Source organism: Sphingobium cloacae, assembly GCF_002355855.1.
GTDB lineage: Bacteria > Pseudomonadota > Alphaproteobacteria > Sphingomonadales > Sphingomonadaceae > Sphingobium > Sphingobium cloacae.
The window spans coordinates 1,361,602-1,387,069 of sequence record NZ_AP017655.1 but is presented as its reverse complement, the minus strand read 5'-3'; the positions used below and the strand labels follow the sequence as shown (position 1 = coordinate 1,387,069).

The window sequence follows — 25,468 nt, the reverse complement described above, 5'->3', positions numbered from 1 at the left end:
CAATTGGCCGAAACCGACCATAATGCAAAACCTCAATCGCCCCACAATTCCTTGAGTTTGCTAAAGAACCCCGTGGATTGAGGGCATTCCTCTCCCGTTTCCGTTTCCCGAAAGGCTTCGAGCAGATCGCGCTGGCGGGCGGATAGTTTGGTGGGGGTCTCCACATCGACCTGTATCACCAGGTCGCCTTGCCCGCGTCCGTTCAGCACGGGCATGCCCGCGCCGCGCTGTCGGATTTGCTTGCCGGACTGGATGCCGCTTGGAATCCTGATTTCATGCCGGTTGCCGTCGAGACCCGGCACTTCGATGACGCCGCCCAGCGCAGCCGTGGTGAAACTCACCGGCGCGCGGCAGAACAGCGTCGTGCCGTCACGTTCGAAGATCGGATGCCGCTTCACGTGCAGGAAGATGTAGAGGTCGCCGCATGGCGCGCCCCGCGCGCCGCATTCGCCTTCGCCCGACAGGCGGATGCGGGTGCCTTCGTCGACGCCCGCCGGGATATTGACGGAAAGTGTCTTGGGCTTGTCCACGCGCCCTTCGCCCCGGCAGGAGCGACAGGGGCTTTCGATCACCTGCCCCGCGCCATGGCAGGACGGACAGGTCCGTTCGACCACGAAGAAACCCTGCTGCGCCCGGACCTGTCCATGGCCGCCGCAGGTGTGGCATGTCTTGACACCGGTGCCCGGCTGCGCGCCCGATCCCTCGCAGGCGTCGCAGGGGGCGGAGACTTCGATCTCGATCTCGCTCTGCTTGCCGTGATAGGCTTCGTCGAGCGTGATCTCCATGTCGTAGCGCAGGTCGGCGCCGCGCCGCTGGGCCTGACGCCCGCCGCCTCCGCCGAACCCGGCCTGGCCGAAGATCGTTTCGAAAATATCGCCCAGATCGGAAAAGCCGCCCGCGCCGCGCCCACCGCTGAAACCGCCGCCGCCATTTTGGGCATTGGTATAGGCCGCATGGCCGTAGCGGTCATAGGCCGCGCGCTTCTGCGGGTCCTTCAGGCACTCATAGGCTTCGGAGACGGCCTTGAATTTCGCCTCGCCGTCGCTGCATCCCCCGGTCTTGTCGGGGTGATATTTCATCGCCAGCTTGCGATAGGCGCTCTTGATGGTGGTGGCGTCCGCCGTGCGTTCCACTTCGAGCAGGGAATAATAGTCGATTTCGGTAGTCATCTCGCCCCCGGCGCGCACGTTCCCCGGCTTCGCCCCGAACGGTCGCGCTGGTCAGGCACCATGCCGTCCGCGCAGGGCGAAGTCGAGAAGCGTTTCATCGGGCTTACGCCTTGTTGTTCTCGTCCACTTCCGAAAATTCGGCGTCGACCACGTCGTCGTCGGCCTTCGGCGCTTCGGCGTCCGGAGAAGCCGCAGCGGCCTGCTCCTTCTCGTAGATCGCCTGGCCCAGCTTCATGGCGACCGTGGCGAGTTCCTGCGCCTTGGACTGCATGGCTTCGGCGTCGCCGCCCTCGACCGCCGATTTGGCAGCCGCGATGGCGGTTTCGATCTCGGACTTGAGGGCTGCGTCCACCTTGTCGCCATGCTCGGCAAGCTGCTGTTCGGTGGTGTGGATCAGGCTTTCGGCGTTGTTCTTCGCCTCGGCCGCCTCACGGCGCTTCTTGTCTTCTTCGGCGAAGCGTTCGGCGTCCTTCACCATCTGGTCGATGTCGGCGTCGGACAGGCCGCCCGAAGCCTGGATGCGGATCTGCTGCTCCTTGCCGGTGCCCTTGTCCTTCGCGGAGACGTTGACGAGGCCGTTGGCGTCGATGTCGAACGTCACCTCGATCTGCGGCACGCCGCGCGGCGCGGGCGGGATGCCGACCAGGTCGAACTGGCCCAGCAGCTTGTTGTCCGCCGCCATCTCACGCTCGCCCTGGAACACGCGGATCGTCACCGCCTGCTGATTGTCGTCGGCGGTCGAATAGACCTGCGACTTCTTGGCGGGGATCGTCGTGTTGCGGTCGATCATGCGGGTGAACACGCCGCCCAGCGTCTCGATGCCCAGCGACAGCGGGGTCACGTCGAGCAGCAGCACATCCTTGACGTCGCCCTGTAGCACGCCCGCCTGGATCGCCGCGCCCATGGCGACGACTTCGTCTGGGTTGACGCCGGTGTGGGGTTCCTTGCCGAAGAAGTCCTTCACGGCCTCGCGCACCTTGGGCATGCGGGTCATGCCGCCCACCAGCACCACTTCGCTGATCTCGCTCGCCGAAATGCCGGCGTCGGCCAGCGCCTTCTTGCATGGCTCCATCGTCCGCTTGATGAGGTCGGCCACCAGGCGCTCCAGATCGGCGCGGGTGATGGTCTTCACCAGATGCTTGGGACCGTTCTGGTCGGCCGTGATGAAGGGCAGGTTGACTTCGGTCGACTGGGCCGAGGACAGCTCGATCTTCGCCTTTTCGGCGGCTTCCTTCAGACGCTGAAGCGCCAGCTTGTCCTTGGTGAGGTCGATGCCTTCCGCCTTCTTGAAATCCTCGGCCAGATATTCGACCAGCTTCGAGTCGAAATCCTCGCCGCCCAGGAACGTGTCGCCGTTGGTCGACTTCACTTCGAACACGCCGTCGCCGATTTCGAGGATGGAAATATCGAAGGTGCCGCCGCCCAGGTCGTAGACCGCGATGGTCTTGCCGTCCTGCTTCTCAAGCCCGTAGGCGAGCGCGGCCGCGGTCGGTTCGTTGATGATGCGCAGAACTTCGAGGCCCGCGATCTGGCCCGCGTCCTTGGTCGCCTGACGCTGGGCGTCGTTGAAGTAGGCGGGAACCGTGATGACGGCCTGCGTCACCGTCTCGCCCAGATAGGCTTCGGCGGTTTCCTTCATCTTCTGGAGCGTGAAGGCGGAGATCTGCGACGGGCTGTAATCCTTGCCGCCCGCATTGACCCATGCGTCGCCATTGGGGCCCTTCACGATCGAATAGGGGACCAGTTCCATGTCCTTCTTCGTCGTGGGATCGTCGAACCGGCGGCCGATCAGGCGCTTCACCGCGAAAACCGTGTTGTCCGGATTGGTGACGGCCTGCCGCTTCGCGGGCTGGCCGATCAGTCGCTCGCCGTCCTTGGCGAAGGCGACGATGGAGGGCGTGGTGCGCGCACCTTCCGCATTTTCAATCACCTTAGGCTTGCCGCCGTCCATTACAGCCACGCAGCTGTTGGTGGTGCCCAGATCGATACCGATTACTTTTGTCATCTTTTCCTCTTTGAACCCCAAATCATATTCAGCGGTTGACGGCCCCATACCTCACGAAAGCGCCAAGGCAAGGCCGTTTGCGTGTCGGATATAGGCGCGCTTTTTCTTGGCACAAGAAGCTGCGGCGATTACCTATGCGGGCGACCGGAAACGAGACAGTTCGAAAGGGCCTTCCAATGCGCGCGATCCTTCCCCTCCTGGCCCTTGCAGCGCCTTTGACCCTCGGCGCGTGCGGCGACCCCGCGCCGACCTATATCGACCAGGCATGGGTGCGTCTCAGCCCCAACAAGGACACGCCGTCGGCCGGATATTTCGTGGCCCATGGCGGGGCGAGCGACGTGCAGTTGCGCGGCGTGCTGACCGACTATGCGCTGAAGGTGGAGATGCATGAAAGCGTCAGCGAGAACGGCATGATGTCGATGAAGCCGATCTCCAGCGTCGATATTCCGGCCAAGGGCAAGGTCGCCTTCGCGCCGGGCGGCAAGCATCTGATGCTGTGGGGCGTCAACGACACCGCGATCAGCCGGGGCAAGATGCAGCTTACCTTCCTGCTTTCGAACGGCGACCGCCTGCTGGCGGACGCGGTGATCCGCAAACCCGAAGCGGCGACGGCGGCAGCGAAAACGGACGCGCATCGGCAGCATTGATCCGGACGGTGCGGGGACGAGTGCGGCGCTTGTCCCCGGCGGGGGGAGCGCCTAGATTCTACCGATGACGGCCAGACTCCTGACCCGTGGTGAAATCGCGTTGGCGCGGTCGATCTATCATGACAGCATCGACCTGTCGGTCGTCGAGGTCCGGCGGCGGAAATGGTTCCCCTTCCAGCCGCGCAGGACGGTCATGGCGCCGACCGGGCACATCCATTTCCATCCCGCCTGCCCCTTCTGGTGCGAGGATTTCAGTCGCGCCGACCTGATGTTGCGGGGCCTGTTCCTGCATGAACTCTGTCATGTCTGGCAAAGCCAGAGCGGCATTTTCCTGCCGATCAGGCGGCATCCCTTCTGCCGATACAGCTACAGCCTGAAACCCGGCCTGCGCCTGCCGCAATATGGGCTGGAGCAACAGGCCGAAATCGTGCGCCACGCCTATCTTCTGCGGGAAGGCGCGGTGGTGCCCGGCGCGCCGGAGCTGGAACAATATGAAAGCCTGCTCGCTATTTTCCGGTGAGGAAAGGTGAAACCCGTTCATTTCAAGCGGCGCCGTGCTCCTGCCTGTGCAGGAGCACGGCTTATGTTAAAGGCCGGATTTACAACTCCGCATCCATGAGGTTCGGGAAGAAGCCTTCATGGGCCGAGCGCAACGCATCGAGCGCCACGCCCGCGACCTTGCCGCCGCCGGTCGTGCCGATACGGGTCGCGCCGGGGATGGCAATGCCTTCGGGCGCGGAAACCAGATAGCGCCCCTGATCCTCGCCGAACGCGCTGGCGGTGGTGAGCGTCCTGTTCAGTTCCGCGCCGATCCCGCCAGCCAGCGCCATTTCCGCCACCGCGACCAGCAGGCCCCCGTCGGAAATATCGTGGACCGCCGTGACTTGGCCCTCCGCGATCAGCGCGCGGACGGTTTCGGCATGGGCGCGCTCGGCGGCCAGATCAACCTTCGGCGCTTCACCCGCCTCGCGGCCCGCGATCTCGCGCAGCCAGATGGACTGGCCCAGATGCGACCCCTCGCCACCGATCAACCAGATGGCTTCGCCTTCCGCCTTGAAAGCGACGGTCGCCATCACGTCGATGTCCTGGAGCAGCCCGATGCCGCCGATGGCGGGCGTGGGCAGGATGGCGGAGCCGCCGCCTGTCGCCTTGGATTCGTTATAGAGCGAGACATTGCCGCTCACGATCGGGAAGTCGAGCGCGCGGCAGGCGTCGCCCATGCCTTCGAGGCAGCCGGTGAACTGAGCCATGATCTCCGGCCGCTGCGGATTGGCGAAGTTGAGGCAATTGGTGACGGCGAGCGGCGTCGCGCCGACCGCGCTGATATTGCGATAACATTCCGCAATGGCCTGCTTCCCGCCCTCATAGGGATCGGCATAGCAATAGCGCGGCGTGCAATCGGTGCTGATCGCGATGCCCTTTTGCGATCCGTGGACGCGCACCACCGCCGCGTCGCCGCCGGGACGCTGCACCGTGTCCGCGCCGACCACATGGTCATACTGCTCCCAGATCCAGCGGCGGCTGGCGATGTCGGGGCTGCCCATCAGTTTCACCAGGTCCGCGCCGATGTCGGACGCCGGGATGTCGCCGGTCGGCTGGACGCCGGACCAGCGCTTATATTCTTCTTTCGGCATCGCCGGGCGATCGTAGAGCGGCGCGTCGTCCGCCAGCGGGGCGAGCGGAATGTCGCATACCGTCTCGCCATGGTGGACAAGCACCATGCGGCCCGTGTCGGTGACTTCGCCGATGACGGCAAAGTCCAGTTCCCATTTGCGGAAGATCGCTTCGGCAAAGGCTTCCTTGCCCGGCTGGAGCACCATCAGCATCCGCTCCTGGCTCTCCGACAGCATCATTTCATAAGCCGTCATGCCGGTTTCGCGCTGCGGAACCTTGTCCATGTCCAGCCGGATGCCGACGCCGCCCTTGGACGCCATCTCCACGCTGGAAGAGGTAAGGCCCGCAGCGCCCATGTCCTGAATCGCGACGATGGCGTCCGACGCCATGAGTTCCAGGCAGGCTTCGATCAGCAGCTTCTCGGTAAAGGGGTCGCCGACCTGCACCGTGGGACGCTTTTCCTCGCTGTCCTCGCCGAAATCCGCCGAAGCCATGGTCGCGCCATGGATGCCGTCCCTGCCGGTCTTGGACCCTACATAGACGATCGGATTGCCGACGCCTGAAGCCGCCGAATAGAAAATCTTGTCCGTGTCCGCGACGCCCACGGTCATGGCGTTGACCAGGATGTTACCGTCATAGGCCGGGTGGAAATTGACTTCCCCGCCCACGGTCGGCACGCCCACGCAATTGCCGTAGCCGCCGATGCCATGCACCACGCCGGAAATGAGATGCTTCATCTTCGGATGATCCGGCCGCCCGAAGCGCAGCGCGTTCATGTTCGCCACTGGCCGCGCCCCCATGGTGAACACGTCGCGCAAAATGCCGCCCACGCCTGTCGCCGCGCCCTGATAGGGTTCGATGTAGGAGGGATGGTTGTGGCTCTCCATCTTGAAGATCGCCGCCTGCCCGTCGCCGATGTCGACCACGCCCGCATTCTCGCCGGGGCCGCAGATGACCTGCGGGCCTTGCGTGGGGAGCTTCTTCAGGTGGATACGGCTCGACTTGTAGGAGCAATGCTCCGACCACATGACCGAGAAAATCCCCAGTTCGGTGAGATTCGGCTCCCGGCCGAGCGCGTTCAGAACGCGGTCATATTCTTCGGGGGACAGACCATGTTCGGCGACGATCTGGGGCGTGATGGATGCGGCGGTGCTGGACATGAGCGCGCCTTTAGCCGCGTGGGGCGGGATAGACAATCCTTGCGGCGCGGCGGGGAGGACGAATGGCGGCACCACCCATGAAAAAGGCCGGACTTCCGTGAAGAAGCCCGGCCTGTCGCCATGGGTTACTGGAAAGGATCAGGCCTTGCAGCTCAACGCGCTCTTGCCCGGCAGGGTGATGGTGACCTGCTTGCCATTGCCTTCGACCTTGTAGCCGCCTTCGGCTTCGAAGGGCTGGCCCGCTTCGGCGGCGGTCAGCTTGGTGGGCGTGCCGTCCTTTTCGGTGCGCAGGTTCGCGGTCTTGTCATCGCTCAGGAAGTCGACGAAGACGAGGCTATTGTCCTTGCAGCGGAACTGGAAGCTGTTCTTGACCGACGGCGGCAGCTCGACCGGCGCGGCATTCGCAAGCTGCGAAGCCATCGGGTCGGCGGGGCCGCCCACGACTTCGGGTTCGTCATTATTGTTGCAAGCCGACAGCAGGGTCAGCGCAGCGACGGCGGTCAGGGGGAGATAATATTTCATAGCGGCCCTTCTATGTGCACTTGCAACAAGCGGCGTCAACGCAAAAATGGTAACTTCCTTGTTATGTTCTTGCGCGGCAGCATGACCGGACCATGACAGGCGGGCGATGGCGCCATGGATGCCATGCGTACTTGACCGCGCGGGCGGCGGGGGCCAATGCAGAAACATGGCCGAAGATAGCATGACGCAGCCGACCGACCCCAACGCGCTTTCGTTCGAGGAGGCGCTCCGTGCGCTCGAATCCATCGTGCGGCGGCTGGAAAATGGGGATGTGCCTCTGGACGAGTCGATTTCCCTCTATGGCGAGGGCGAAGCCCTGCGGAAGCAGTGCATGGAACGGTTGCAGGCGGCCGAAGCGCGCATTCGCAAGCTGACGCTCGACGCGAGCGGTGCGGTGACCGGCGCGCAATCCTTCGGTGCGGACTGACGGGGCATGACGGCATCGGCCGCGCTGGTTGTCGAACGGGCCGCGCAGGTTTCGGCGGCGATCGACCGTGCGTTCGACATGCTGCTCGCCGTGCCGCAGGATGCGCGGCGGCGGCTTTACGAAGCGATGCGCCATGCCGCCATCGGCGGGGGCAAGCGGCTGCGTCCGCTCCTGGTGCACGCGGCCTGCGACCTGTTCAACATCTCGCCCGAAACGGCGCTGCGCGTGGGACTCGCGGTCGAGTGCATCCATGTCTATTCGCTGGTGCATGACGATCTGCCCGCCATGGACGACGACGACATGCGGCGCGGCAAGCCGACCGTCCACAAGGCGTATGATGAAGCCACCGCCATCCTCGTGGGCGATTGCCTCCAGAGTTTCGCCTTTGAGATATTGGCGGACGAGCAGACCCATCCCGATCCCTTCGTCCGCGTGGAACTGATGAAGGCGCTGGCGGTCGCGAGCGGGGCAGGGGGCATGGCGGGCGGCCAGATGATGGATCTGGAGGCGGAAAAGAGCCGCTTCGACCTGGCCACCGTGACGCGGCTCCAGAACCTCAAGACCGGGGCGCTGATCGGCTTCTCCGTCGAGGCGGCAGCTATAGCGGCGCGCATCCCGCCGGACGGGCGCAAGGGATTGCACGGCTATGCGCGCGACATCGGCCTCGCCTTCCAGATCGCGGACGACCTGCTCGACGTCGAAGGCGACGCGGCCACCGCGGGCAAGGCGACGGGGAAGGATGCGGCGGCGGGCAAGGAAACCTTCGTTTCCCTGCTGGGCGCGCCGCGGGCGAGGGAGCAGGCACGGCTGCTGGTCGATCAGGCCAAGGCGCATCTGCACGGCTTTGGCGCGCGCGCGGACCTGCTGCGCGCCATCGCGGATTATATCGTGGAGAGGGACCGTTAGCATGAAACAGAGGGTGGGGGTCTATCCCGGCACGTTCGATCCGATCACGCTGGGCCATATGGACATCATCCGGCGGGGGGCGAAGCTGGTCGACAAGCTGGTGATCGGCGTCACGACCAACATCTCCAAATCGCCCATGTTCACTGACGAGGAGCGGCTGGAGATGGTCCGTCGCGAATGCGCGGACATCGATACGGAGATCGTCGTCACCGGATTCAATTCGCTGCTGATGGACTTCGCCGAATCGCAGGGGGCCAGCGTCATCATCCGGGGCCTGCGGGCCGTTGCGGACTTCGAATATGAATATCAGATGGCGGGCATGAACCAGCAGATCAACGGGCGCGTCGAAACCGTCTTCCTGATGGCGGACGTGTCCTTGCAGCCCATCGCCTCGCGCCTGGTCAAGGAAATCGCGCTTTACGGCGGCCCGATCCACAAATTCGTCAGCCCCGCCGTGCGCGACGACGTGGAGGCACGCGTGGCCAGACTGGGGCGCAAGGGCGGATAAGGCTCGACTCAGCTTTCGTTCAGTTGCCAATCGCGAAGAGCGCGCTATCAGGGGCAACTTCGCCATTGGGGCATCAGTCAGTCAGGAAAGCTCATCCATGCGTTTCATTTCGGCGCTCAAGACCGTGGCGATCGGCTTCGCCCTCTATGCGTCCAGCGGTGCCGCCCTGGCCCAGGGCGGCGGACAGGGACAGGCCGAGGAACTCAAGAAGGCGGAGAGGTCCGCCGTCGCGGAAAAGAACGCCAAGGCGCTGGAACAGTCCGGCACGCCGCAGCTTCCGGCCGCCAGTATCCCGGTCGATCCGCAGAATGTGTGGGATCTGGACCTGTCCACCGGCGGGCGCGTTCGCATCCAGCTCCGTCCCGACGTTGCGCCTAACCATGTGGAGCGGATCAAGGAACTGACGCGGCAGGGCTTCTATAACGGTCTCAAATTCCACCGCGTGATTCCCGGCTTCATGGCGCAGGGGGGCGATCCCAAGGGTGATGGGACGGGCGGCTCGACGCTGCCGGACCTCAAACAGGAGTTCAACTGGCTGCCCCATGTGCGCGGCGCGGTGTCCATGGCGCGCGCCCAGTCGGAGGACAGCGCGAACAGCCAGTTCTTCATCGTGCTGCTGCCCCGGCTTCAGCTCGACAAGAAATATACCGTCTTCGGCCGCGTGATCGAAGGGATGCAATATGTGGACGCCATCGTGCCGGGCGAGCCGCCCGCCAATCCCTCGACCATCCTTCAGGCGTCGATCGAAAGCGACGGCAGGGCGCCAGTGACCGCGCCGATCTCTCCGGCGCAGCCTTCGGCCAGCGTGCCTGCCGACCCGTCGCCCACCTCGGCCCAGCCCCGGCAATAAGCGCTGGGCTGCGCGACGGACCATCATGCGCGTAGACCTGTTCGATTTCGACCTGCCGGCGGAGCGCATCGCGCTGCGGCCTGCGTCTCCGCGCGATTCGGCGCGGCTGATGCTGGTGGCGGGCAACGCGCCCATTGAGGATCGAATCGTGCGTGACCTGCCCGGTCTGCTGCGTGCAGGGGATGTGTTGGTGTTCAACGACACGCGCGTGATCCCCGCCCAGCTTGAAGGGATGCGGGGCGCGGCGAAGATCGGCGCGACCCTGCACAAGCGGCTTGGTCTGCGGCAATGGCAGGCGTTCCTGCGCAACGCGAAGCGCGTGCGCGATGGCGACCGGATCGACTTTGGCGCAGGAGTCACCGCCATCGCCGGGCCGCGCGACGAGGATGGCGGCGTCACGCTGCACTTCGAGGGGGAGGAGCCGGTCGAATTGCTGCTGGAGCGGGCGGGCCGGATGCCGCTTCCCCCCTATATCGCCAGCAAGCGTTCCACCGACGAGCGCGACAAGTCAGACTATCAAACCATATTCGCCCGCGAGGACGGCGCCGTCGCCGCGCCCACCGCCGCGCTCCATTTCACGCCGGACCTGATGGCCGGGCTGGCGTCCGCCGGAATCGTGACGGAAACGCTGACCCTGCATGTCGGCGCGGGCACCTTCCTGCCGGTGAAGGCGGACGATACGGACGACCACCGGATGCATGCCGAATGGGGACGGATCGATGCGGCCGCCGCTGACCGCCTGAACGCGGCGCGGGCGGCTGGCGGTCGCCTGATAGCGGTCGGCACCACCAGCCTGCGCCTGCTGGAAAGCGCGTCCGGCGAAGATGGCGTCATCCGTCCCTTCGAGGATGAAACGCGCATCTTCATCACGCCGGGCTATCGGTTCCGGGCGGTGGACGGCCTGATGACCAATTTCCATTTGCCCCGATCGACGCTGTTCATGCTGGTCAGCGCGCTGATGGGGCGGGATCGGATGCAGGCTGCCTATGCCCATGCCATAGCGCAGGGCTATCGGTTCTACAGCTATGGCGATTCGTCCTTGTTGCTGCCGGGCGAATAACCGAAAGGAAATCCCCGCAGGGCCGTCGGCTCAGTTTCGTCCCACGAACAGAAAACCGACCGCGGCCATGATGCAGAGGAAGGCGGCCAGATGCCGCCAGTGCAGCGGTTCGCCCAATACCGTCACCATGAACCCGCCGAAGATGAGCAGGGCGATCGCCTCCTGCGTGATCTTGAGCTGCCCCGCGCTCCAGCCATGGGCATAGCCAAGGCGGTTCGCGGGAACCGCGAAGCAATATTCGACCAGCGCGATCCCCCAGCTGATGAGGATCACCAGCAGCAGCGGCTTGTTCATCCCGCCCTTGAGATGCCAATACCAGGCGACGGTCATGAAGACATTGGACAGGAGGAGCAGCAGGACGGTCGGCATGGGCGGCCTATATGGAAAAGGGGCTCGATACCGCCCGTGGCATCCTTAACCGAAAAAGCAAGCCCCTGCTTTTGTGCGCTCATGAAAAAGGGCCCGGTCAAGGACCGGACCCTTCCCTTCGCGACCCTGTCGCCTGTTCAGCGATAACGGCTTTTCGCAGCGGCGCCGCTTCGCCCGCCGCCATATCCATCATCGTCATTCCATGAAGAGGCATCGTCGCCCAGATCGCCGCTCAACACCGAACGCTCCCGTTCCGTGCGCCAGGCGGATTGCGCCTCGTCGGCCGTCTTTTCCAACGTCACCCTTTGCGCGTCTATCGCCTTGATCCAGGAGCAGGGGACGGAATGATGCATCCCGCCTGCATCCTCGTCACTCCTGGTCAGCACGATGCGGTCGCCACGCAGCTTGTCGACGGTGCCGACATGCTCGCCGTCGCTGCCGACCACTTCCATATGCTCGCGCACCTGCGACAGCGCCTGCCGCTGTTCGCCGCGCCGGGTTCGCCAGCTTGCGAACTCATTGTCGAAGCGCTCGCGATTTTCGCGCTGATATTCGGCATAGTCGCGGTCCAGTTCGCTGATCCGCTGCTGGCGCCACGCATGATAATTGGCGTCATGATGTTCGCCATAGTCATGCTGCGGACCATATGAGCGGGTGCGATAGCCATGATCCTCGGCGCCATAACCGCTACGTTCCCCGGTGAAGGGCGCGTATCCCCGGTTCGGCAGATAGCGCTCGCTCCCCGAAGCGGAGGCATAGCCTACCCGGCTGCTCTGGTCGCGCGGATCGCCATAGGGGCGGTTGTAATAATCGTCATATTCGCGGCGGCGTTCGGCCTCTTCATCGCCGAACCAGCTGCGCACCTCATCGCCTGCGCGGTCGAAAAAGCCGCGCTCGTCCGGATCGTAATCGGGCGGCGGCGATCGATAGGCCCGTCCGCCGCCGAACTGCCCTCGCGTGCCATAGCGATAACCGCGATCCTCGCGCCAGTGGCCCGAACCGCCGTAGCGCGGTTGTCCGGCATAGAAATCATCACCATAGCGGCGTCCGCCCTGGTAACCCATGGTCCTTCTCCTTGTCTGCTGTTGCGTCGGCGACCAGTGCGCCGCCTTCGTCCCTCTTCCAATGAGCGACCCTGTCCTTCGTTCCGGGCGTTACGCGGGGGTAATATCCCTTGTTTCCACCACCCTGTCGAAGCGGCGGCGAACCGCGCGCTCCGCAGGCTTGATCGAGATCAGGACGGCGGCGGATACACGCTGAAAAAAGATCGTTGCATGGCACGAAGGCCTCGCTTATAGGCAGCGCCTCTTGGGGCCGTAGCTCAGCTGGGAGAGCGCGTCGTTCGCAATGACGAGGTCAGGGGTTCGATCCCCCTCGGCTCCACCATTTTCCTTCTAACGCCTTGATTAACCGCGCTGATCCGCGCCAGCATGAGCTGACAGTTGCGCAAAGGCTGTTGAACCAGATGGGCGCGGATAAGCGCCAATAGCAGTGCGGGCGTAATGGCTTTGATGGGTAGCGCTCCGATCGCCGGGAACGCGTCTGCTTCCAGTCGATCGAGAATCTGTCCCGCATAGCGCTGCGCCCGGATTTTCTCCTGTTGGGCATGCTATTGGCGCGCGATCGCTTCGGACGTGTTGCCGTTCTCTATAGCGGCAACAGCCTGGCGTTGCTTCTTGTCGACCTTGGGATTGGTGCCTTCCCGCAGGAGTTTGCGCGCCGCCTCGCGAGCCCCGCGCGCTTCGACCAAGGTCATGTCGGGGTAGGTGCCGAATGTCAGCCGATGTTCCTTGCCGCCAAAGCGATATTTCAATCGCCAAGAGCGGGTGCCAGATGGCATGACATAGAGATGAGGCCGTGCGCGTCGGAGAGCTTGTAAGGCTTCTCCTTCGGCATCGAACATCTGTCAACATGTCGTGCCCCGATGCCCCCCGTAGTGCCTCCGTAATGGGGGCGCTCAGATGATCCCCGATGATTCCGCATGAGACTATGCTAGAGGGGAAAGGAACGGATTTGCAAGGGTTTGGGCACTGGCTGATACCGCCAGAAACAAGGATTTGGCTCCCCAAATAGATCACATTTCGAACTTCTTCAAGAATCCCACAGTAAAGACAAGACAATTAGTCGCGATCTATCGCTCCGCATTCAAGAATGCAGAGGTCGTAGAGTTTTGATCCCGTCCCCATCATGGGCATGGGGTATCCTCCAGGCGGCCTCTCCATTGCGAGCGGTCGCCTGTCATCATTTGCTCCGGCCGTGCGCTTTCAGACAGTGGAATTCCGTGGCTCGTTGGCGCGCAGGTTCAAGGACCCTGAAAGGGCATGTAGCACTGCGTGCTTCCCGGTTCGTTCATCCAACGCCCGTGACGTTTGGTCATGAGCTTATGTGTCGCTCCCGGCTCAGGCTGGTGCATTGGAATTCCGTGGCGCATTGGCAGGCGGGTTCAAAGACCCCGACGGGCATGTAGCACCGCCTGCTTCCTGGTTCGTTCATCCAACACTCTGGCGCTGAGCCGGGAGCTTCCTTCATCAACTTTTGATCGTGGCACCGGATCGAAGGGTTCATCGCTCATTGAAGTGTGTAGCGCCTTCGGTCCGCGTTCGATCAAGCTCAAGATGATTCGAATTGAGATGGCGCGCAACAGGTAGGGCATTCCCGGAGCCGGTTGAGGCACTGGTGGTTCCGCTTTCGGCACTCCAGTGCCGCTTTTGGTGGTTCCTGATAGCTGCCGTAGCTGCGTCTGCAGCTTGGGCGACCGCACTATGCTCGCGACTCGCATTCACATGCGAGCATCGGCCGGAGTTCTGCCTCAGTCGAAGCCAACTTCGAGCTGTCCCGCAAAGGAAGCAGTTTTTTGGAGGGCGGTCGTCGCGTCTTGCGAGCGGCGCTTGATGCGTCGAAACCAAAGGAGGAAAAGGTCCGCTGCTTCGGGTGCTGGCGCAGCGGCTTCACCAATGCTGCGAATACTAATAGGTTATGGTGCGCCACCAGCGTTCTGCGATCGGCATATGGCGAAGCGCCTCTTGAATTATGGAACTTTCGACGCTTCCGAATGTCGGAAACGTCGTATGTTGGTAGCCGCTATGTCGACCCTGACCGATCAGATTCTGGAGCGTATGGCCGATGGCGGCACCGTTGCGCGCACCGATTTGCCGCTCGACGCGAACTATGACTCGATCGGCCGTGCACTCGGCGATCTGGTCAAGACGCGTAAGATCGTGCGGGTCGGCCGCGGGCGTTACCGATTGGCGCGGAGCGGCGCTACGAAATCGTCGGCATCGATCGCGGACCTTGTCGAGCATCGTGTGCGTCGTTCCAGGCGCAACGTGTTCCTGCGTCGCGACTTTGGCGAGTTTGGAAGCTACGATGCGGTCGGACGCGCGCTACGCCAGGCGACCAGAACCGGCAAACTCATCCAGATCGACTACGGCCTCTATGCCAAGGCAGCGGTTTCGCCTTTCAGCGGCAAGCCGGTCCCGGTCGTAGGGATCAAGCGCCTTGCCGCTGAGGCGCTCGGGCGGCTCGGCAAATCGGTCGACCCATCGAGCTTCGATCGTGCCTATAATAGCGGCCGTTCCACCCAGGTGCCAACCGGCCGAACCTTGGCGGTCAAGGACCGTATCAGCCGCCGCATCGGCTATGATGGCAATTATGTCGTTCTCGAGCGCATCTGACGCATGGACGCTCGGTCGTGTTGCCGGCGCGCTTGCGGTCGACGAGGCCTTTGTCGAAAAAGATTGGTTCGTCGTTCAGGCGATCGCGGGGCTTGTCGATTCAGGCGCCGCCCAGATCACGCCGATCTTCTCCGGCGGCACGTCCGCAAACATTGGCAGATGTCGTCATGACCTACGAAGGTGAGAAATAAGCTCAGTGCTTTGCCAGCCCTTCATGCCAGGCCGCGATCATGCGCGCGCCAATCTGGGCGAAGCTGGGATGGTCGCCGCCATAGGTCTCGATCTCAGGGATTGTTTCCGCGATCGCGGTTTCCACGCGCTCGAGGATGGCGCGAATGGCTGCCGGCGTGCCGATCTGCCGCGTCTCACCGAAAGCCTGGAGCTGGGATCGGGCCGGCCAGCGTGTCGATCCGTTGAGCGTAAGCGCCATGGCATCAGCCGGGAGATAGGCAGTGGTCGTCACGATATCATAGACGGGTGCCAAACGCACCGGTCCATCGATGTCATCATAGAGCATGCCGAAATTCTTCAGGTGAGCGTCGCCGTTGCGCACCATGCAATTGAGTGCGATCAGCATGAACAACCGTTCCGAGCCATCGGCGACGGTATCGGCCGACGCAAAGTCACGGAAGCGCTTGAGGATCGCGGTTTCGTAGGAGCCGCGATATTTATCGGCGGTCGAACGCGCGTTCAGAACGCAAAAGTCTTCGAAGCCCTGATAGTGGCCGTCGGCGCGCAGATCAAACCGATCGACCACAAGAGCGCGGCCATCATCCGACAATCGGAAGCGCGGCAGTTCCAGGCCACAGCGCTCGGCTGCTCGCAGGCAGAAATACTCATTGGCGGCGAGCTCGGGATATTCGCCTTCCCAGAATTTTACGATCTCTCGCCTGCCCGACATCGAAGGTGACAAGCCAAAGCGACAACGCTTCAAACGCTATCCGATCGGCTTCTTCCACATCGATATTGCCGAAGTGCAAACTGCAGAAGGCAAGCTGTACCTGTTCGTCGGCATCGACCGCACCAGCAAGTTCGCCGTCACGCAACTCGTCGACAAGGCGGATCGCCGAACGGCGTGGGAGTTCCTCGAACACCTGCTGAAAGCGGTGCCCTACCGCATCCACACGATCCTGACGGACAATGGCATCCAGTTCGCCGAGCAGCCGCGCAACCGTAACACCGCATGGTCACGCCAGATGCGCTTCGACATGATCTGCGAGGCAAACGACATCGAGCATCGTCTCACCAAACCGAACCACCCGTGGACCAACGGCCAGGTCGAGCGGATGAACCGGACCATCAAGGAGGCGACCGTCAAACGCTTCCACTACGACAGCCATCAGCAACTCCGGACGCACCTCGCTGACTTCATGGCCGCCTACAACTTCGCCCGAAGGCTCAAAACGCTCAGCGGGCTCACACCCTACGAATACATCGCCAAGATCTGGACGTCAGAGCCAGAACGGTTCATCGTCAACCCAATCCACCAGATGCCGGGACTGAACAACTAGTTTCTCTGCCGCATCGCGATCACCTAACAGTGCTTCGAAATTTTCGGGTGGCCAGCTGGGTATGATGGCACCAAGCATAAGCCCGAGATTTTGGAGTGCGGCTTTGATCTCTCCCAACCTCTTACGACCAAAATCGGGTATTCTTAGAAGCTCGGCCTCCGTCATCTGAACGAGGTCGCCGACATAGATAATGTTCTGTTGTCGTATCACGCGTTGCGCGCCCTTCGACAGACTAAGGTCGACGATCTTAACAAGCAGCTTCGGGTTGAGCATCGTGGTGCCATCGCCGACGTGGATCAGCGCACCTCTTCGTAAAGCATCGCCCTCCACATCGTCTTGGCGCCATATCGATGTCCCCCCTGCAATCCGGCGCGCAACCGAATCGATACGACGGTCTAATCCGTTGCCGTGCCATCCGGTGAGATCAACGTGTTGAGCCACCTCGTGTGGGACATCCAAAATATTTCCTTGAGACAGCAGCACGACTGAGGCCTCTTGCGGAGCCACCCTTATCACGTCGCGCCAATTAGCCTGAAAGGACGAGGACTGTTCCGAACCCACTGAAACGATCAACCAGTCTGGAGGACCTAAGTCCCGGATCGGATACGGTCGCAAGAGATCTACAGCGACAAATACCGGCGGCGGACCTTCGCTCAACCCATTGATGGCCGCCATCACACTGTCCATCGGCGAGCGATCAGCGGGAAGTGTGTCATACGTTGCAATGATTTGCTGCTTCGATCTCATCTCCGGCATACTATCGGTACCACCGCTATCGGCACAAATCGAAAAGCGGACCGTCAGCACCTAAGGCTCGAAAAATTTATGCTGAACGGCGACAAAGGATCGTCGTCGGCCGCGTCGAGAACTGACGAACGACAGCTAAACCGCAGGCACCCTCCGGGACCTCCCGGACGACAGATGATGGCCCCTGTCATCGGTCGTGCAATTCTCCGCAAAAGTGGGCTTTGAAAATTCCCTAGTTGGTGGCCCCTTCATCTCATTCTGCCGGGGCTAGCCCCGGCAGAATGAGATGAGCCGACATTGTCCTCATCTCCTTTGCAGACGCGGAGACGGGGCCGATGATCCGACTTGGAGAATTGATGATGATCCTCGAACTACATCGGCAGGGCGTATCGATATCCGCCATTGCCCGACGCACTGGTCGCGATCCCAAGACCATCCGAAAATATATCGAACGGGGCATCGAGGCCCCGGTTTACGGCCCTCGCATGCTGGGTCGACCGAACAAACTGGCACCCTATCTGGAATTTTTGCGTGAGCGAGTGACGGCCTTTCCCGATCTGACTGCGGCGCGCCTGACGCGGGAAATCCGTGAGCTGGGATATATGGGCGCCTATACCGCGGTAAAGCGGTTCCTGGCAGCGATCCGGCCGGAAAACGGCCCCAAGCCCTTTGAGGTTCGGTTCGAGACGCCGCCTGGCGTGCAGGCACAGGTCGACTTTGCCCGGTTCGTCGTCGAATTTACCGATGAGCCCGGCGTCAGCCGGATCGTCTGGCTGTTCAGCCTGGTGCTGGGACATTCGCGCTTCCTGTTTGCGCGCTACGTCATGCATCAGGATCTCCAAAGCCTGTTGCGCTGTCATATGCAGGCCTTTGAAGCGCTCGGCGGCGTCCCGATCGAGATCCTCTACGATCGCATGAAAACCGCTGTGACCGGGGAAGATGATCAGGGCCACATCATCTACAATCGATCATTGCTGGCTCTGGCCGGGCATTATCGCTTCGTGCCGCGCGCCTGCCGTCCCTATCGGGCCAAGACCAAGGGAAAGGTCGAGCGGCCATTCAGCTATATCCGCAAGGACTTCTTCCTGGGCCGGAGCTTCCGCAATCTGGACGATCTCAATGTCCAGCTGATCGACTGGCTCGATACCGTCGCCAACGTCCGTGTCCACGGCACGACGCAGCGGATTATTGCTGAAGCCTTCGCCGCCGAGCAGCCTGAGTTGCAGCTGCTCCCGGCGGGCCGCTTTGACGCTGTTCTGAAGCTGGAGCGCCGCGTCAGCCACGATGGGATGGTCTCGGTCGGCGGCAATTACTACAGCGTTCCCGATCGCACCCGGCGCGTCGTCGAAATCCAGCAGTTACCCGACAAGATCCGGATCGTAGACCTGGGCCAGGTCATTGCCGAGCACCCGGTTCTTGAGGGGCGTCGGCAGTACAGGATCGATCCTGCGCATCGGACAGGCAGCAGCGGCGCCAAGCGCCGTATCCATGGCAAAGAGGTAATCGCCATCGGTCGTGTAGGCGAGCATGTCGCCGTGCGCTCCCTGGCCATCTATCAGGCGATCGGCAGCCAACTGGCGCGGGGAGACCGGCCATGAACCATGGGGGTGCCGCATCCCGCGTCGATAATATCCGCCGCAGCCTCGTCCATCTCAAAATGCCACGCGCCCTGGAGATGCTCGACGCCACCCTGCGCGGCATAGAGCAGGGCAAAATCGATGGCATCGAGGCCATCGACATATTGCTGAACGAAGAACTGTCGCTCCGGGAGAACCGCAGGATCAAGGCAGCCCTGCGCATGGCAAGGCTGCCGATCATCAAGACGCTGGACGGATATGACTTCTCCTTCCAGCCATCGCTCGACAGGAACCGCATCCTGGCGCTCGCTGGCCTGGACTTCATCAACCGGGCCGAGGTGGTGCATCTGCTGGGCCCGCCCGGTACCGGGAAAAGCCATATCGCCACGGCCCTTGCCGTCGAGGCCGTGAAGGCGGGCAAGAGCGTCTACTTCATCCCGCTCGCCGATCTGATCGCTTCACTGACCAAGGCTGAACGCGAGGGCACGTTGCGCGAGAAGATCCGCTTCCTATGCCGATCCTCCCTGCTCGTCGTCGACGAGATCGGGTATCTTCCCGTCACGCCCGGCGGCGGCAATCTCTTCTTCCAGCTCGTCAACGCCCGATACGAAAAGGGTGCCATGATCCTGACATCCAACCGCGGCTTCGCCGAATGGGGTGATGTCTTTGGCGATCCGGTGGTGGCCACCGCGCTGCTCGACCGCCTTCTTCACCACGCTGTGGTCATCCAGATCGAGGGCTCCAGCTATCGCATGCGACAGCACGCCGACCTCCTGCCCGAGCATGCGCGCATGGCACCGTCCATCAACCCGCCGCCCTTGCCGAAACGGCGCGGCCGCCCGCCAGCAAAGGAAAAGCCCGATCTCCATCACGGCTGATCACCGACACAAACCCTCCCGCCAAACTAGGGAATTTTAGATGCCCACTTTTGCGGAATCTTCGGTGCCCGTTGACAGCCCCTTTGCCTTTCAGGCACGGTTGGTGAGACCTGTTTCTGTGATTCGCTTTGGAGGCAGGCAAAGGGCGTTTGCGCCCGGCGGAAGCCTTTGAGAATTGCTCTCAATACACACTTCTCGATCTAACCGGCACTGGTGGAGCCGCAAGCGGCGCCACCAGTGCCTCGACCGGCATCTGTGGTGCCTTGCCTATTGCGGGATAGAAATGTGCAAGGCAAATATGTGGGGGAGCAAGAAGCTGTAGCCCGATACTCTACTTGCACTGGCCCAAAGCGAAGGAAGTGGCACCTATGCTGAGTGCAGGTCCGTCAATATGTCACGAGAAGTGGGAGCATTGTTCGGCAACCCCGTGACCTCTTCTCACCCATGGTGAACCCAAGTCGAATTCGAACCAAGTAAGCAATGAGATAGTCAAGGAAATCAGCGACTTACGAGCTATGGTGATAAGAACAAAAGGAGGTGTCGAACGCTAAGGTGCTGAAAAAGCACGACAAAGCCACCTGAAAAGGCGTTGGCTCCCCGAGTAGGATTCGAACCTACGGCCATTCGATTAACAGTCGAATGCTCTACCGCTGAGCTATCGGGGAGCAGCCCGGCTTTCACCGGGCAGGCCGCGCCTATAGCAGCGGGATTTGCGGAATGGCAAGCGCTAATCCGAGGAAAATTTCAGGCTATGAACTGCTCTGCGGCGATGCGGTCGTCCAGCGTATGTTCCGGGTCGAAAAGCAGCGTCAAAGGGGTCGCGCGATCGATGCCGACCTCCACGCGCGCCACGTCGCGGACCTCGCGCTGGTCGGCCACGGCGCTGACCGGGCGCTTGACCGGATCGAGCACGGTGAAGCGGATCGCGGTGTTTTCCGGCAGGATCGCCCCCCGCCAGCGCCGGGGACGAAAGGGGCTGATCGGCGTCAGGGCGACAAGGCCCGAACCGAGAGGAAGGATCGGCCCGTGCGCCGACAGATTATAGGCGGTCGATCCGGCCGGGGTCGCGACCAGAACGCCGTCGCATACCAGTTCGGGCAGCACCGTGCGATCGTTGACCTCCACTTCCAGCCTGGCGGTCTGGCGGGTTTCGCGCAGCAGCGACACTTCGTTGATGGCGGGAATGGAAAAGCTCTCGCCATCCACCGTGTCCACGGTCATCCGCAGCGGCGTGACCTTGAACGGCTTGGCGGATTGCATCCGTTGCTCCAGCCGCTCCAGCCGCCATTCGTTCATCAGGAAACCCACCGTTCCCAGATTCATGCCGAAGATCGGCAGGATCCGACGGCTTTCGAGCATGGAATGGAGCGTTTGCAACATGAAGCCGTCCCCGCCCAGGGCGACGATCATGTTCGCTTCCTCCAACGGCACGAAATCATAGGCGGCGCGAAGTCTTTCTTCCGCCGCCTTCGCTGCCGGAGTGGGGGAGGCGACGAGGGCGCGCCGGGCTTCGCCGTTCATCCGCCCGTAACGCTCATATGACGGTGAATGGCGGCTGCGGGAGCGCCAATTCCGATGCGGAAATCATGCCGCGCGGGCTTCAGGCGCAGGGCACGGTCGATCAGGGGATGAACTGCCGCGAGGCCGCCTTCGCGTAGCGCGGCGCGGAAATCGACATGATCCTCATGGCCCAGACACATGAAGATCTTGCCCTCGCAGGTCATGCGCATCCGGTTGCAGTCGGCGCAGAAATTCCGGGTGAGGGGCGTGATGAGACCCAGCCGGATACCCATCCCCTCGACAGCGTGATAACGCGCGGGTCCGCCTGTCCGATCGGCGAGGGGCGTCAGAGCCCGATGTCGCCGGATATGCTCGACCACCCGGGTCAACGGCAGATAATGATCGGTGCGATCCTGGCCGGTATCCCCGAGCGGCATGGTTTCGATCAGCGTCAGATCGAAGCCGCGGCCATCGCACCAATGGAGCATGGGGAGGATTTCGTCCTCGTTCACGCCCTTGAGCGCGACCATGTTGATCTTGACGGCCAGACCCGCCTCATGCGCCGCGTCGAGGCCGTGGAGCACCCTGGCGATATCGCCGCCGCGCGTGATATGGGCGAAGCGTTCGGGCGAAAGGCTGTCCAGGCTGAGGTTGATCCGCCCCATGCCCGCGTCGCGCAGGGCTTCGGCATGCTCGGCCAGTCGGGTGCCGTTGGTGGTCAGCGTCAGCTCGTCCAGCCCATCGCCCAGATGCCGCCCGATCCGCCGCACCAGATCGGGCATGTCCCGGCGCACCAGCGGCTCACCCCCGGTCAGTCTGATCTTCCGGACGCCGCGCGCGATGAAAAGATCGGCCAGCAGGGCGATTTCCTCCAGCGTCAGCACCTGGTTCCTGGGCAGGAAGCGCATCCGCTCGGCCATGCAATAGCGGCAACGCAGATCGCAGCGATCCGTCACGGAGATCCGCAGATAATCGATCCGGCGGCCAAGGCCGTCGGTCATGGGCGCGCGGGAAAGATCGACCATGGCCATGTCGTCTAGCTAGGCGATGGACCGGACGGGTGCAAGCACTGCCGGTTGCGGGACGGTCAAGAGGTCGGTAACCGATGGCTGTTAAGGGGGAGCGATGCCGATCCCCAAGGAGTCGATTGTGTGAGCGGGACAGCCGCGCCCGAGGGGCAGCGCAGCGTTTTCATTCTTTCCCCGCGCGATCGGGACAGGCTGTGCCATGCCGTGCAGGCGGCCGGATGGAAGGCCATCGGCGCGCGGCGCGCATCCGATGCATCCCAGCGCTATTTGCGGAGCGACGCGCAAATCGCGCTGATCGACATGCGCCATGGGCCGGACGCCGGCAAACTGCTGGCGACGCTGGTGCCCGCGATAGAGGCGGGCGGCGGAGCATTGGTAGTGCTGGTGGATGCCGCCGAGACGGCGAGGATACCCGCCTTGCTGACGGCCGGCGCCACGCATTTCCTGACCGGGCCGTTCACGCAGGCGGCGCTCGATGCGACCTTATGGTCTGCGGACCGTCTGGTCGAGCGGCTCGGCGGCGGCGCGATGCACAGCCGCCGCGCCCAGCGGATCAGGCGGGGCGACGCGCTTTACTGGGAGATGGACCGCCAGCGCGGCGAATTGCGGCTGAGCGAGAACCTGGCGCGGCAGCTGGATCTGCCCGGCGATCATATGGCGCCCTCCGGATTGCTGCGTCGTCTGGCGCGGCCGGAGCGGCGCGCGGCGCTGGCTGCCTTGCAGAAGCTGAGGCGGTCCGGCCGCTCGGCTGCTTTCGCCCATGACGTGCCGGGGCGGGCGGGCGACAGGCTGGTCCATCATCTGCGTTATGCCGACGGCGTCCCGGTGGCGGATGTCGAATGGCTGCACGGCGGGCAGGAGCAGGATGGCGTCGGTCGCGATTATCTGACGGGCTTGCGATCGCGGCAGGCCGCGCTGGACTGGCTGGAGGGCCGGGCGGGGCTGGCGACGACGGTGCTGCTGCTTTCGATCAGCCAGTTCGACCGGATGAACGCGGCCTATGGTCAAATGGTCGGCGACGCCTTGCTGGGCCGCATAGCGCGCCGGATCGAGCGCGTGGTGGACGATGTGGCGCATGGCGCCACCGTGGCGCGCATCGCGGGGACGGAATTCCTGATCGGACTGACGGGCGAAGCGGCGGAATGCGAGCGGGCGACCTTCCTGGCGCGGCAGATCATCGGCGCGATCGGCAGGCCCTTCAGCGCGGGCGATCATTTGATCCGGCTGACCGCCCGTTGCGGCATCGCCCAGTCCCGGCTGGAGGATGACGCGACCCAGTTGCTCAAGCGCGCGGGCACGGCACTGGCCGATGCGCGGCGCACGGATGGGGAGGGGATACGCATCCTCTCTGCCGAAAAGCGCAGCCGCCAGGTCGATTCCGATCAGTTGGAAACCGATCTGCGCCTGGCGCTGGACCGGGGAGAGATCGGCATCGTCTTTCAGCCGCAATATCCGGTGGCGGAAGAACGGATCATCGGCGTGGAAGCGCTCGCCCGCTGGAATCACCCGCAATATGGGCCGCTGGGCGCGGGCATCCTGTTCACGACGGCGGAGCGGTCCGACTATATGCTGCCGCTGTCCGCGCATATTCAGGGGGAAGCTTTGCGGCAGGCCGCCGCATGGCCGCCCGCCCTGTCGGACCTGCGCCTTTCGCTCAACGTCACGGCGGCGGACATTTCCCAGCCCGGTTTCCTGTCGGATTTCCTCGATCTGGTGGACCGGGCGGGTTTCCCCCGGTCCCGCCTGACGGTGGAGATCACCGAAAGCGGCCTCATTCAGGATGTAGACGCCGCCGCGGCGCTGCTCACCGCCTTGCGGGCGGAGGGGCTGGCCGTGGCGATCGACGATTTCGGCACCGGCTATTCCAGCCTGGCCTATCTCAAGAGTCTGCCGCTCGATTATCTGAAGATCGACAGTGGACTGGCGCAGGATATTTCGGGCACGGCGCGGGACCGGATCATCGTGCGCGGGGTGATCCACATGGCGAAATCCCTTGGCCTGCGCGTGATCGCGGAGGGCGTGGAAACGCAGCAGCAACTGGACCTGCTCGCCCATGAAGGCTGCGATTATTATCAGGGCTTCCTGCGGTCGGCGGGCGTGTCGTCCGACGAATTGCTGGCGCTGGTGCTAAAGGCTTAGGCCGAAGCGGGCGATCAGGCTGGCGCCGGTGTGGGCGCTGTCCGGGCCGTCGATGCTGCTGTTGGCATAGCGCAGGCCGGCGAACCAGCGGCCTTTCAGATAGTCCAGGCTGACGCCATGGTCCCAATAAGTGCCGTCCGGGCGCAGCCGCGCGGCGCGGACGGGATGGTCGGCATCGCCCGAGGAGCGCCCGATGCGCGCCGAAATAGTGAGGGGCGTTCCGGGCACGGCCACCGCCGCCGAAGCCGCCAGATAGAGATTGTCCCCGCCGACGGCCGATTGGTCGGGCGCATAGTGGGCGGAGAGATCGATGCTGGCCGGACCGATCAGGAAGCCCGCTCCCGCGCCCAGTTCGCCATAGCCCTGATGGGATGCGCCGGGAAACAGGTGATAGCGTCCCTCCGCCGACAACCGCCAGCCTCCGACCTGCCGCGCATAGGTCACGCCCAGATCGGCGACGGCATCCGCGCCGCCATGCCGGTCGCTGCCCCACAGGGAGACGGCGGCGGCGTCCAGGCTCAATCCCTCGGCGACGGGCAGGGACAGCGTGCCACGCACGACGGGATCGCCGTCGCTCCAGCTTATGCCTCGACGGCGTTCGTCGCTGGCGACTTCCACCGTGGCGGACAGGCCGCTGGCATATTGGGCATGAGCCGGAGCGGCGTTCGCCGCGGCAAGGACGCAGCAGGCGAGCGCCGCCCAAAAGGTCCGGTCAGTTCGAGGCGAGATTCCGAATAGCATCGAGTTCGGCCAATAGCGGTCCCCGGTCCCGCTGTGCAACCGTCATGAGATGAGCGTGGATTTTCTCCTGATGCTGCGCGATCTGGCGGACGCCGATGTCTCGGCCGGGCGTGCAGGCGCCGGCTTCGCTGCCCGAAAATTCACGGTCGGCCGGAATGGCGCGGGCGAGCGAAGGACTGTGGCTCAACTGCCGATCGATCATGATCGTCGCCTTCCAGTGGCAACGGCGCATGTCGGTGCGGTTGGGGGTATGGGCGCCCACGGTGCGCGTCCTGATGTCCGCGCGGGCGGTATAGGTGGCCTCGACCGGCGTGCCGCCATGGTCGATCTGAACCGTGTGGGTCGCGGCGGCGGCGGCCAGCGCGATAAGCGTCAAACTCATGTCATTCTCCTGCGGTGAAGCCTGGCTGTGCCGCCCGGTCGTTCCTGCGGGATT

At 63.3% G+C, this 25,468-nt stretch carries 25 protein-coding genes, 2 tRNA genes and 2 pseudogenes; 14 read left to right on the top strand and 15 right to left on the bottom strand.

Annotation, left to right across the window (positions count from 1 at the left end):
- Window positions 1-32: 32 nt before the first annotated feature.
- Window positions 33-1,169 carry a molecular chaperone DnaJ gene (dnaJ, locus tag SCLO_RS06745; RefSeq protein WP_066521396.1) on the bottom strand — a complete coding sequence of 379 codons (1,137 nt, stop codon included), beginning with the start codon at window positions 1,167-1,169 and terminating at the stop codon, window positions 33-35.
- A gap of 103 nt (window positions 1,170-1,272) precedes the next feature.
- On the bottom strand, window positions 1,273-3,174 hold the full coding sequence (dnaK, locus tag SCLO_RS06740; RefSeq protein WP_066521399.1) for a molecular chaperone DnaK: 1,902 nt from the start codon (window positions 3,172-3,174) through the stop codon (window positions 1,273-1,275).
- 176 nt (window positions 3,175-3,350) lie between these two features.
- Here dnaK and SCLO_RS06735 point away from each other — a divergent pair, with 176 nt between their 5' ends.
- Both SCLO_RS06735 and SCLO_RS06730 read left to right on the top strand, forming a co-directional pair.
- On the top strand, window positions 3,351-3,821 hold the full coding sequence (locus SCLO_RS06735) for a copper chaperone PCu(A)C (RefSeq protein ID WP_066521363.1): 471 nt from the start codon (window positions 3,351-3,353) through the stop codon (window positions 3,819-3,821).
- A gap of 64 nt (window positions 3,822-3,885) precedes the next feature.
- On the top strand, window positions 3,886-4,341 hold the full coding sequence (locus tag SCLO_RS06730) for a vgr related protein (protein ID WP_066521367.1): 456 nt from the start codon (window positions 3,886-3,888) through the stop codon (window positions 4,339-4,341).
- Between the two features lie 79 nt (window positions 4,342-4,420).
- Here SCLO_RS06730 and purL read toward each other — a convergent pair whose 3' ends face one another.
- Both purL and SCLO_RS06720 read right to left on the bottom strand, forming a co-directional pair.
- Window positions 4,421-6,595 carry a phosphoribosylformylglycinamidine synthase subunit PurL gene (purL, locus tag SCLO_RS06725; protein WP_066521369.1) on the bottom strand — a complete coding sequence of 725 codons (2,175 nt, stop codon included), beginning with the start codon at window positions 6,593-6,595 and terminating at the stop codon, window positions 4,421-4,423.
- 138 nt (window positions 6,596-6,733) lie between these two features.
- Window positions 6,734-7,117 (bottom strand): hypothetical protein, encoded by a 384-nt coding sequence (locus SCLO_RS06720; RefSeq protein WP_066521371.1) that lies wholly within the window; start codon window positions 7,115-7,117, stop codon window positions 6,734-6,736.
- Between the two features lie 166 nt (window positions 7,118-7,283).
- Here SCLO_RS06720 and SCLO_RS06715 point away from each other — a divergent pair, with 166 nt between their 5' ends.
- The 5 genes from SCLO_RS06715 to queA all read left to right on the top strand — a co-directional run bounded on the left by SCLO_RS06715 (window position 7,284) and on the right by queA (window position 10,868).
- Entirely contained in the window at window positions 7,284-7,544 is a 261-nt protein-coding gene (locus SCLO_RS06715; RefSeq protein WP_066521373.1) for an exodeoxyribonuclease VII small subunit, read from the top strand.
- Window positions 7,545-7,550: 6 nt separating this feature from the next.
- On the top strand, window positions 7,551-8,450 hold the full coding sequence (locus SCLO_RS06710) for a polyprenyl synthetase family protein (RefSeq protein ID WP_066521376.1): 900 nt from the start codon (window positions 7,551-7,553) through the stop codon (window positions 8,448-8,450).
- Window position 8,451: 1 nt separating this feature from the next.
- Complete coding sequence (coaD, locus tag SCLO_RS06705; protein WP_066521379.1) at window positions 8,452-8,958, top strand: pantetheine-phosphate adenylyltransferase; 507 nt, start codon at window positions 8,452-8,454, stop codon at window positions 8,956-8,958.
- 97 nt (window positions 8,959-9,055) lie between these two features.
- On the top strand, window positions 9,056-9,808 hold the full coding sequence (locus SCLO_RS06700) for a peptidylprolyl isomerase (protein WP_066521385.1): 753 nt from the start codon (window positions 9,056-9,058) through the stop codon (window positions 9,806-9,808).
- 25 nt (window positions 9,809-9,833) lie between these two features.
- Entirely contained in the window at window positions 9,834-10,868 is a 1,035-nt protein-coding gene (gene queA, locus SCLO_RS06695) for a tRNA preQ1(34) S-adenosylmethionine ribosyltransferase-isomerase QueA (protein WP_066521387.1), read from the top strand.
- Between the two features lie 30 nt (window positions 10,869-10,898).
- Here queA and SCLO_RS06690 read toward each other — a convergent pair whose 3' ends face one another.
- Window positions 10,899-11,237 (bottom strand): DMT family protein, encoded by a 339-nt coding sequence (locus tag SCLO_RS06690; RefSeq protein WP_066521389.1) that lies wholly within the window; start codon window positions 11,235-11,237, stop codon window positions 10,899-10,901.
- Window positions 11,238-11,374: 137 nt separating this feature from the next.
- On the bottom strand, window positions 11,375-12,301 hold the full coding sequence (locus SCLO_RS06685) for a DUF2171 domain-containing protein (protein ID WP_083949207.1): 927 nt from the start codon (window positions 12,299-12,301) through the stop codon (window positions 11,375-11,377).
- Window positions 12,302-12,547: 246 nt separating this feature from the next.
- Here SCLO_RS06685 and SCLO_RS06680 point away from each other — a divergent pair.
- Window positions 12,548-12,623: transfer RNA gene (locus SCLO_RS06680), tRNA-Ala, on the top strand.
- A gap of 82 nt (window positions 12,624-12,705) precedes the next feature.
- On the opposite strand, the pseudogene SCLO_RS24385 reads toward SCLO_RS06680, so the two are convergent.
- Window positions 12,706-12,789 (bottom strand): annotated as a pseudogene (locus SCLO_RS24385) (hypothetical protein); the annotation flags it as partial.
- 57 nt (window positions 12,790-12,846) lie between these two features.
- Window positions 12,847-13,140 carry an Arm DNA-binding domain-containing protein gene (locus tag SCLO_RS06675; protein WP_083949208.1) on the bottom strand — a complete coding sequence of 98 codons (294 nt, stop codon included), beginning with the start codon at window positions 13,138-13,140 and terminating at the stop codon, window positions 12,847-12,849.
- A gap of 1,165 nt (window positions 13,141-14,305) precedes the next feature.
- Between SCLO_RS06675 and SCLO_RS06670 the strand changes: the two genes are divergently transcribed.
- Both SCLO_RS06670 and SCLO_RS23585 read left to right on the top strand, forming a co-directional pair.
- Window positions 14,306-14,911, top strand: a complete 606-nt coding sequence (locus SCLO_RS06670) for a hypothetical protein (RefSeq protein ID WP_231923368.1) — start codon at window positions 14,306-14,308, stop codon at window positions 14,909-14,911.
- A complete protein-coding gene (locus tag SCLO_RS23585; protein WP_231923367.1) occupies window positions 14,877-15,095 on the top strand; it encodes a hypothetical protein in 219 nt (72 codons plus the stop codon). Before SCLO_RS06670 ends, SCLO_RS23585 begins: the two co-directional genes overlap by 35 nt.
- 9 nt (window positions 15,096-15,104) lie before the next feature.
- Here the strand turns inward: SCLO_RS23585 and SCLO_RS06660 are convergent, their stop codons facing one another.
- On the bottom strand, window positions 15,105-15,812 hold the full coding sequence (locus tag SCLO_RS06660) for a HipA domain-containing protein (protein ID WP_096362101.1): 708 nt from the start codon (window positions 15,810-15,812) through the stop codon (window positions 15,105-15,107).
- Between SCLO_RS06660 and SCLO_RS06655 the strand changes: the two are divergent.
- Window positions 15,751-16,422, top strand: a pseudogene (locus SCLO_RS06655) (DDE-type integrase/transposase/recombinase); the annotation flags it as partial. The gene SCLO_RS06660 and the pseudogene SCLO_RS06655 sit on opposite strands and share 62 nt — an antisense overlap.
- Here the strand turns inward: SCLO_RS06655 and SCLO_RS06650 are convergent.
- Complete coding sequence (locus SCLO_RS06650; protein WP_096362100.1) at window positions 16,363-17,178, bottom strand: DNA-directed RNA polymerase subunit alpha C-terminal domain-containing protein; 816 nt, start codon at window positions 17,176-17,178, stop codon at window positions 16,363-16,365. The pseudogene SCLO_RS06655 and the gene SCLO_RS06650 overlap by 60 nt on opposite strands.
- A gap of 326 nt (window positions 17,179-17,504) precedes the next feature.
- Here SCLO_RS06650 and istA point away from each other — a divergent pair, with 326 nt between their 5' ends.
- Both istA and istB read left to right on the top strand, forming a co-directional pair.
- Window positions 17,505-18,767 (top strand): IS21 family transposase, encoded by a 1,263-nt coding sequence (gene istA / locus SCLO_RS06645; protein WP_096362064.1) that lies wholly within the window; start codon window positions 17,505-17,507, stop codon window positions 18,765-18,767.
- Window positions 18,764-19,624 carry an IS21-like element helper ATPase IstB gene (istB, locus tag SCLO_RS06640; RefSeq protein ID WP_066522470.1) on the top strand — a complete coding sequence of 287 codons (861 nt, stop codon included), beginning with the start codon at window positions 18,764-18,766 and terminating at the stop codon, window positions 19,622-19,624. The genes istA and istB overlap by 4 nt, the downstream gene beginning before the upstream one ends.
- 590 nt (window positions 19,625-20,214) lie before the next feature.
- Here the strand turns inward: istB and SCLO_RS06635 are convergent.
- The 3 genes from SCLO_RS06635 to moaA all read right to left on the bottom strand — a co-directional run bounded on the left by SCLO_RS06635 (window position 20,215) and on the right by moaA (window position 22,155).
- Window positions 20,215-20,289 (bottom strand) — tRNA-Asn (locus SCLO_RS06635).
- Between the two features lie 79 nt (window positions 20,290-20,368).
- Window positions 20,369-21,145 (bottom strand): NAD kinase, encoded by a 777-nt coding sequence (locus SCLO_RS06630; RefSeq protein WP_066515489.1) that lies wholly within the window; start codon window positions 21,143-21,145, stop codon window positions 20,369-20,371.
- Complete coding sequence (gene moaA / locus SCLO_RS06625) at window positions 21,142-22,155, bottom strand: GTP 3',8-cyclase MoaA (protein WP_066515491.1); 1,014 nt, start codon at window positions 22,153-22,155, stop codon at window positions 21,142-21,144. Before moaA ends, SCLO_RS06630 begins: the two co-directional genes overlap by 4 nt.
- 120 nt (window positions 22,156-22,275) lie before the next feature.
- Here moaA and SCLO_RS06620 point away from each other — a divergent pair, with 120 nt between their 5' ends.
- Window positions 22,276-24,291: a putative bifunctional diguanylate cyclase/phosphodiesterase gene (locus SCLO_RS06620; protein WP_066515493.1), complete on the top strand. Its 2,016-nt coding sequence runs from the start codon at window positions 22,276-22,278 to the stop codon at window positions 24,289-24,291.
- Here the strand turns inward: SCLO_RS06620 and SCLO_RS06615 are convergent.
- Both SCLO_RS06615 and SCLO_RS06610 read right to left on the bottom strand, forming a co-directional pair.
- Window positions 24,280-25,032 (bottom strand): TorF family putative porin, encoded by a 753-nt coding sequence (locus tag SCLO_RS06615; protein ID WP_066515495.1) that lies wholly within the window; start codon window positions 25,030-25,032, stop codon window positions 24,280-24,282. The genes SCLO_RS06620 and SCLO_RS06615 overlap by 12 nt on opposite strands.
- On the bottom strand, window positions 25,004-25,414 hold the full coding sequence (locus SCLO_RS06610; protein ID WP_066515496.1) for a hypothetical protein: 411 nt from the start codon (window positions 25,412-25,414) through the stop codon (window positions 25,004-25,006). The genes SCLO_RS06615 and SCLO_RS06610 overlap by 29 nt, the downstream gene beginning before the upstream one ends.
- Between the last annotated feature and the right edge of the window lie 54 nt (window positions 25,415-25,468).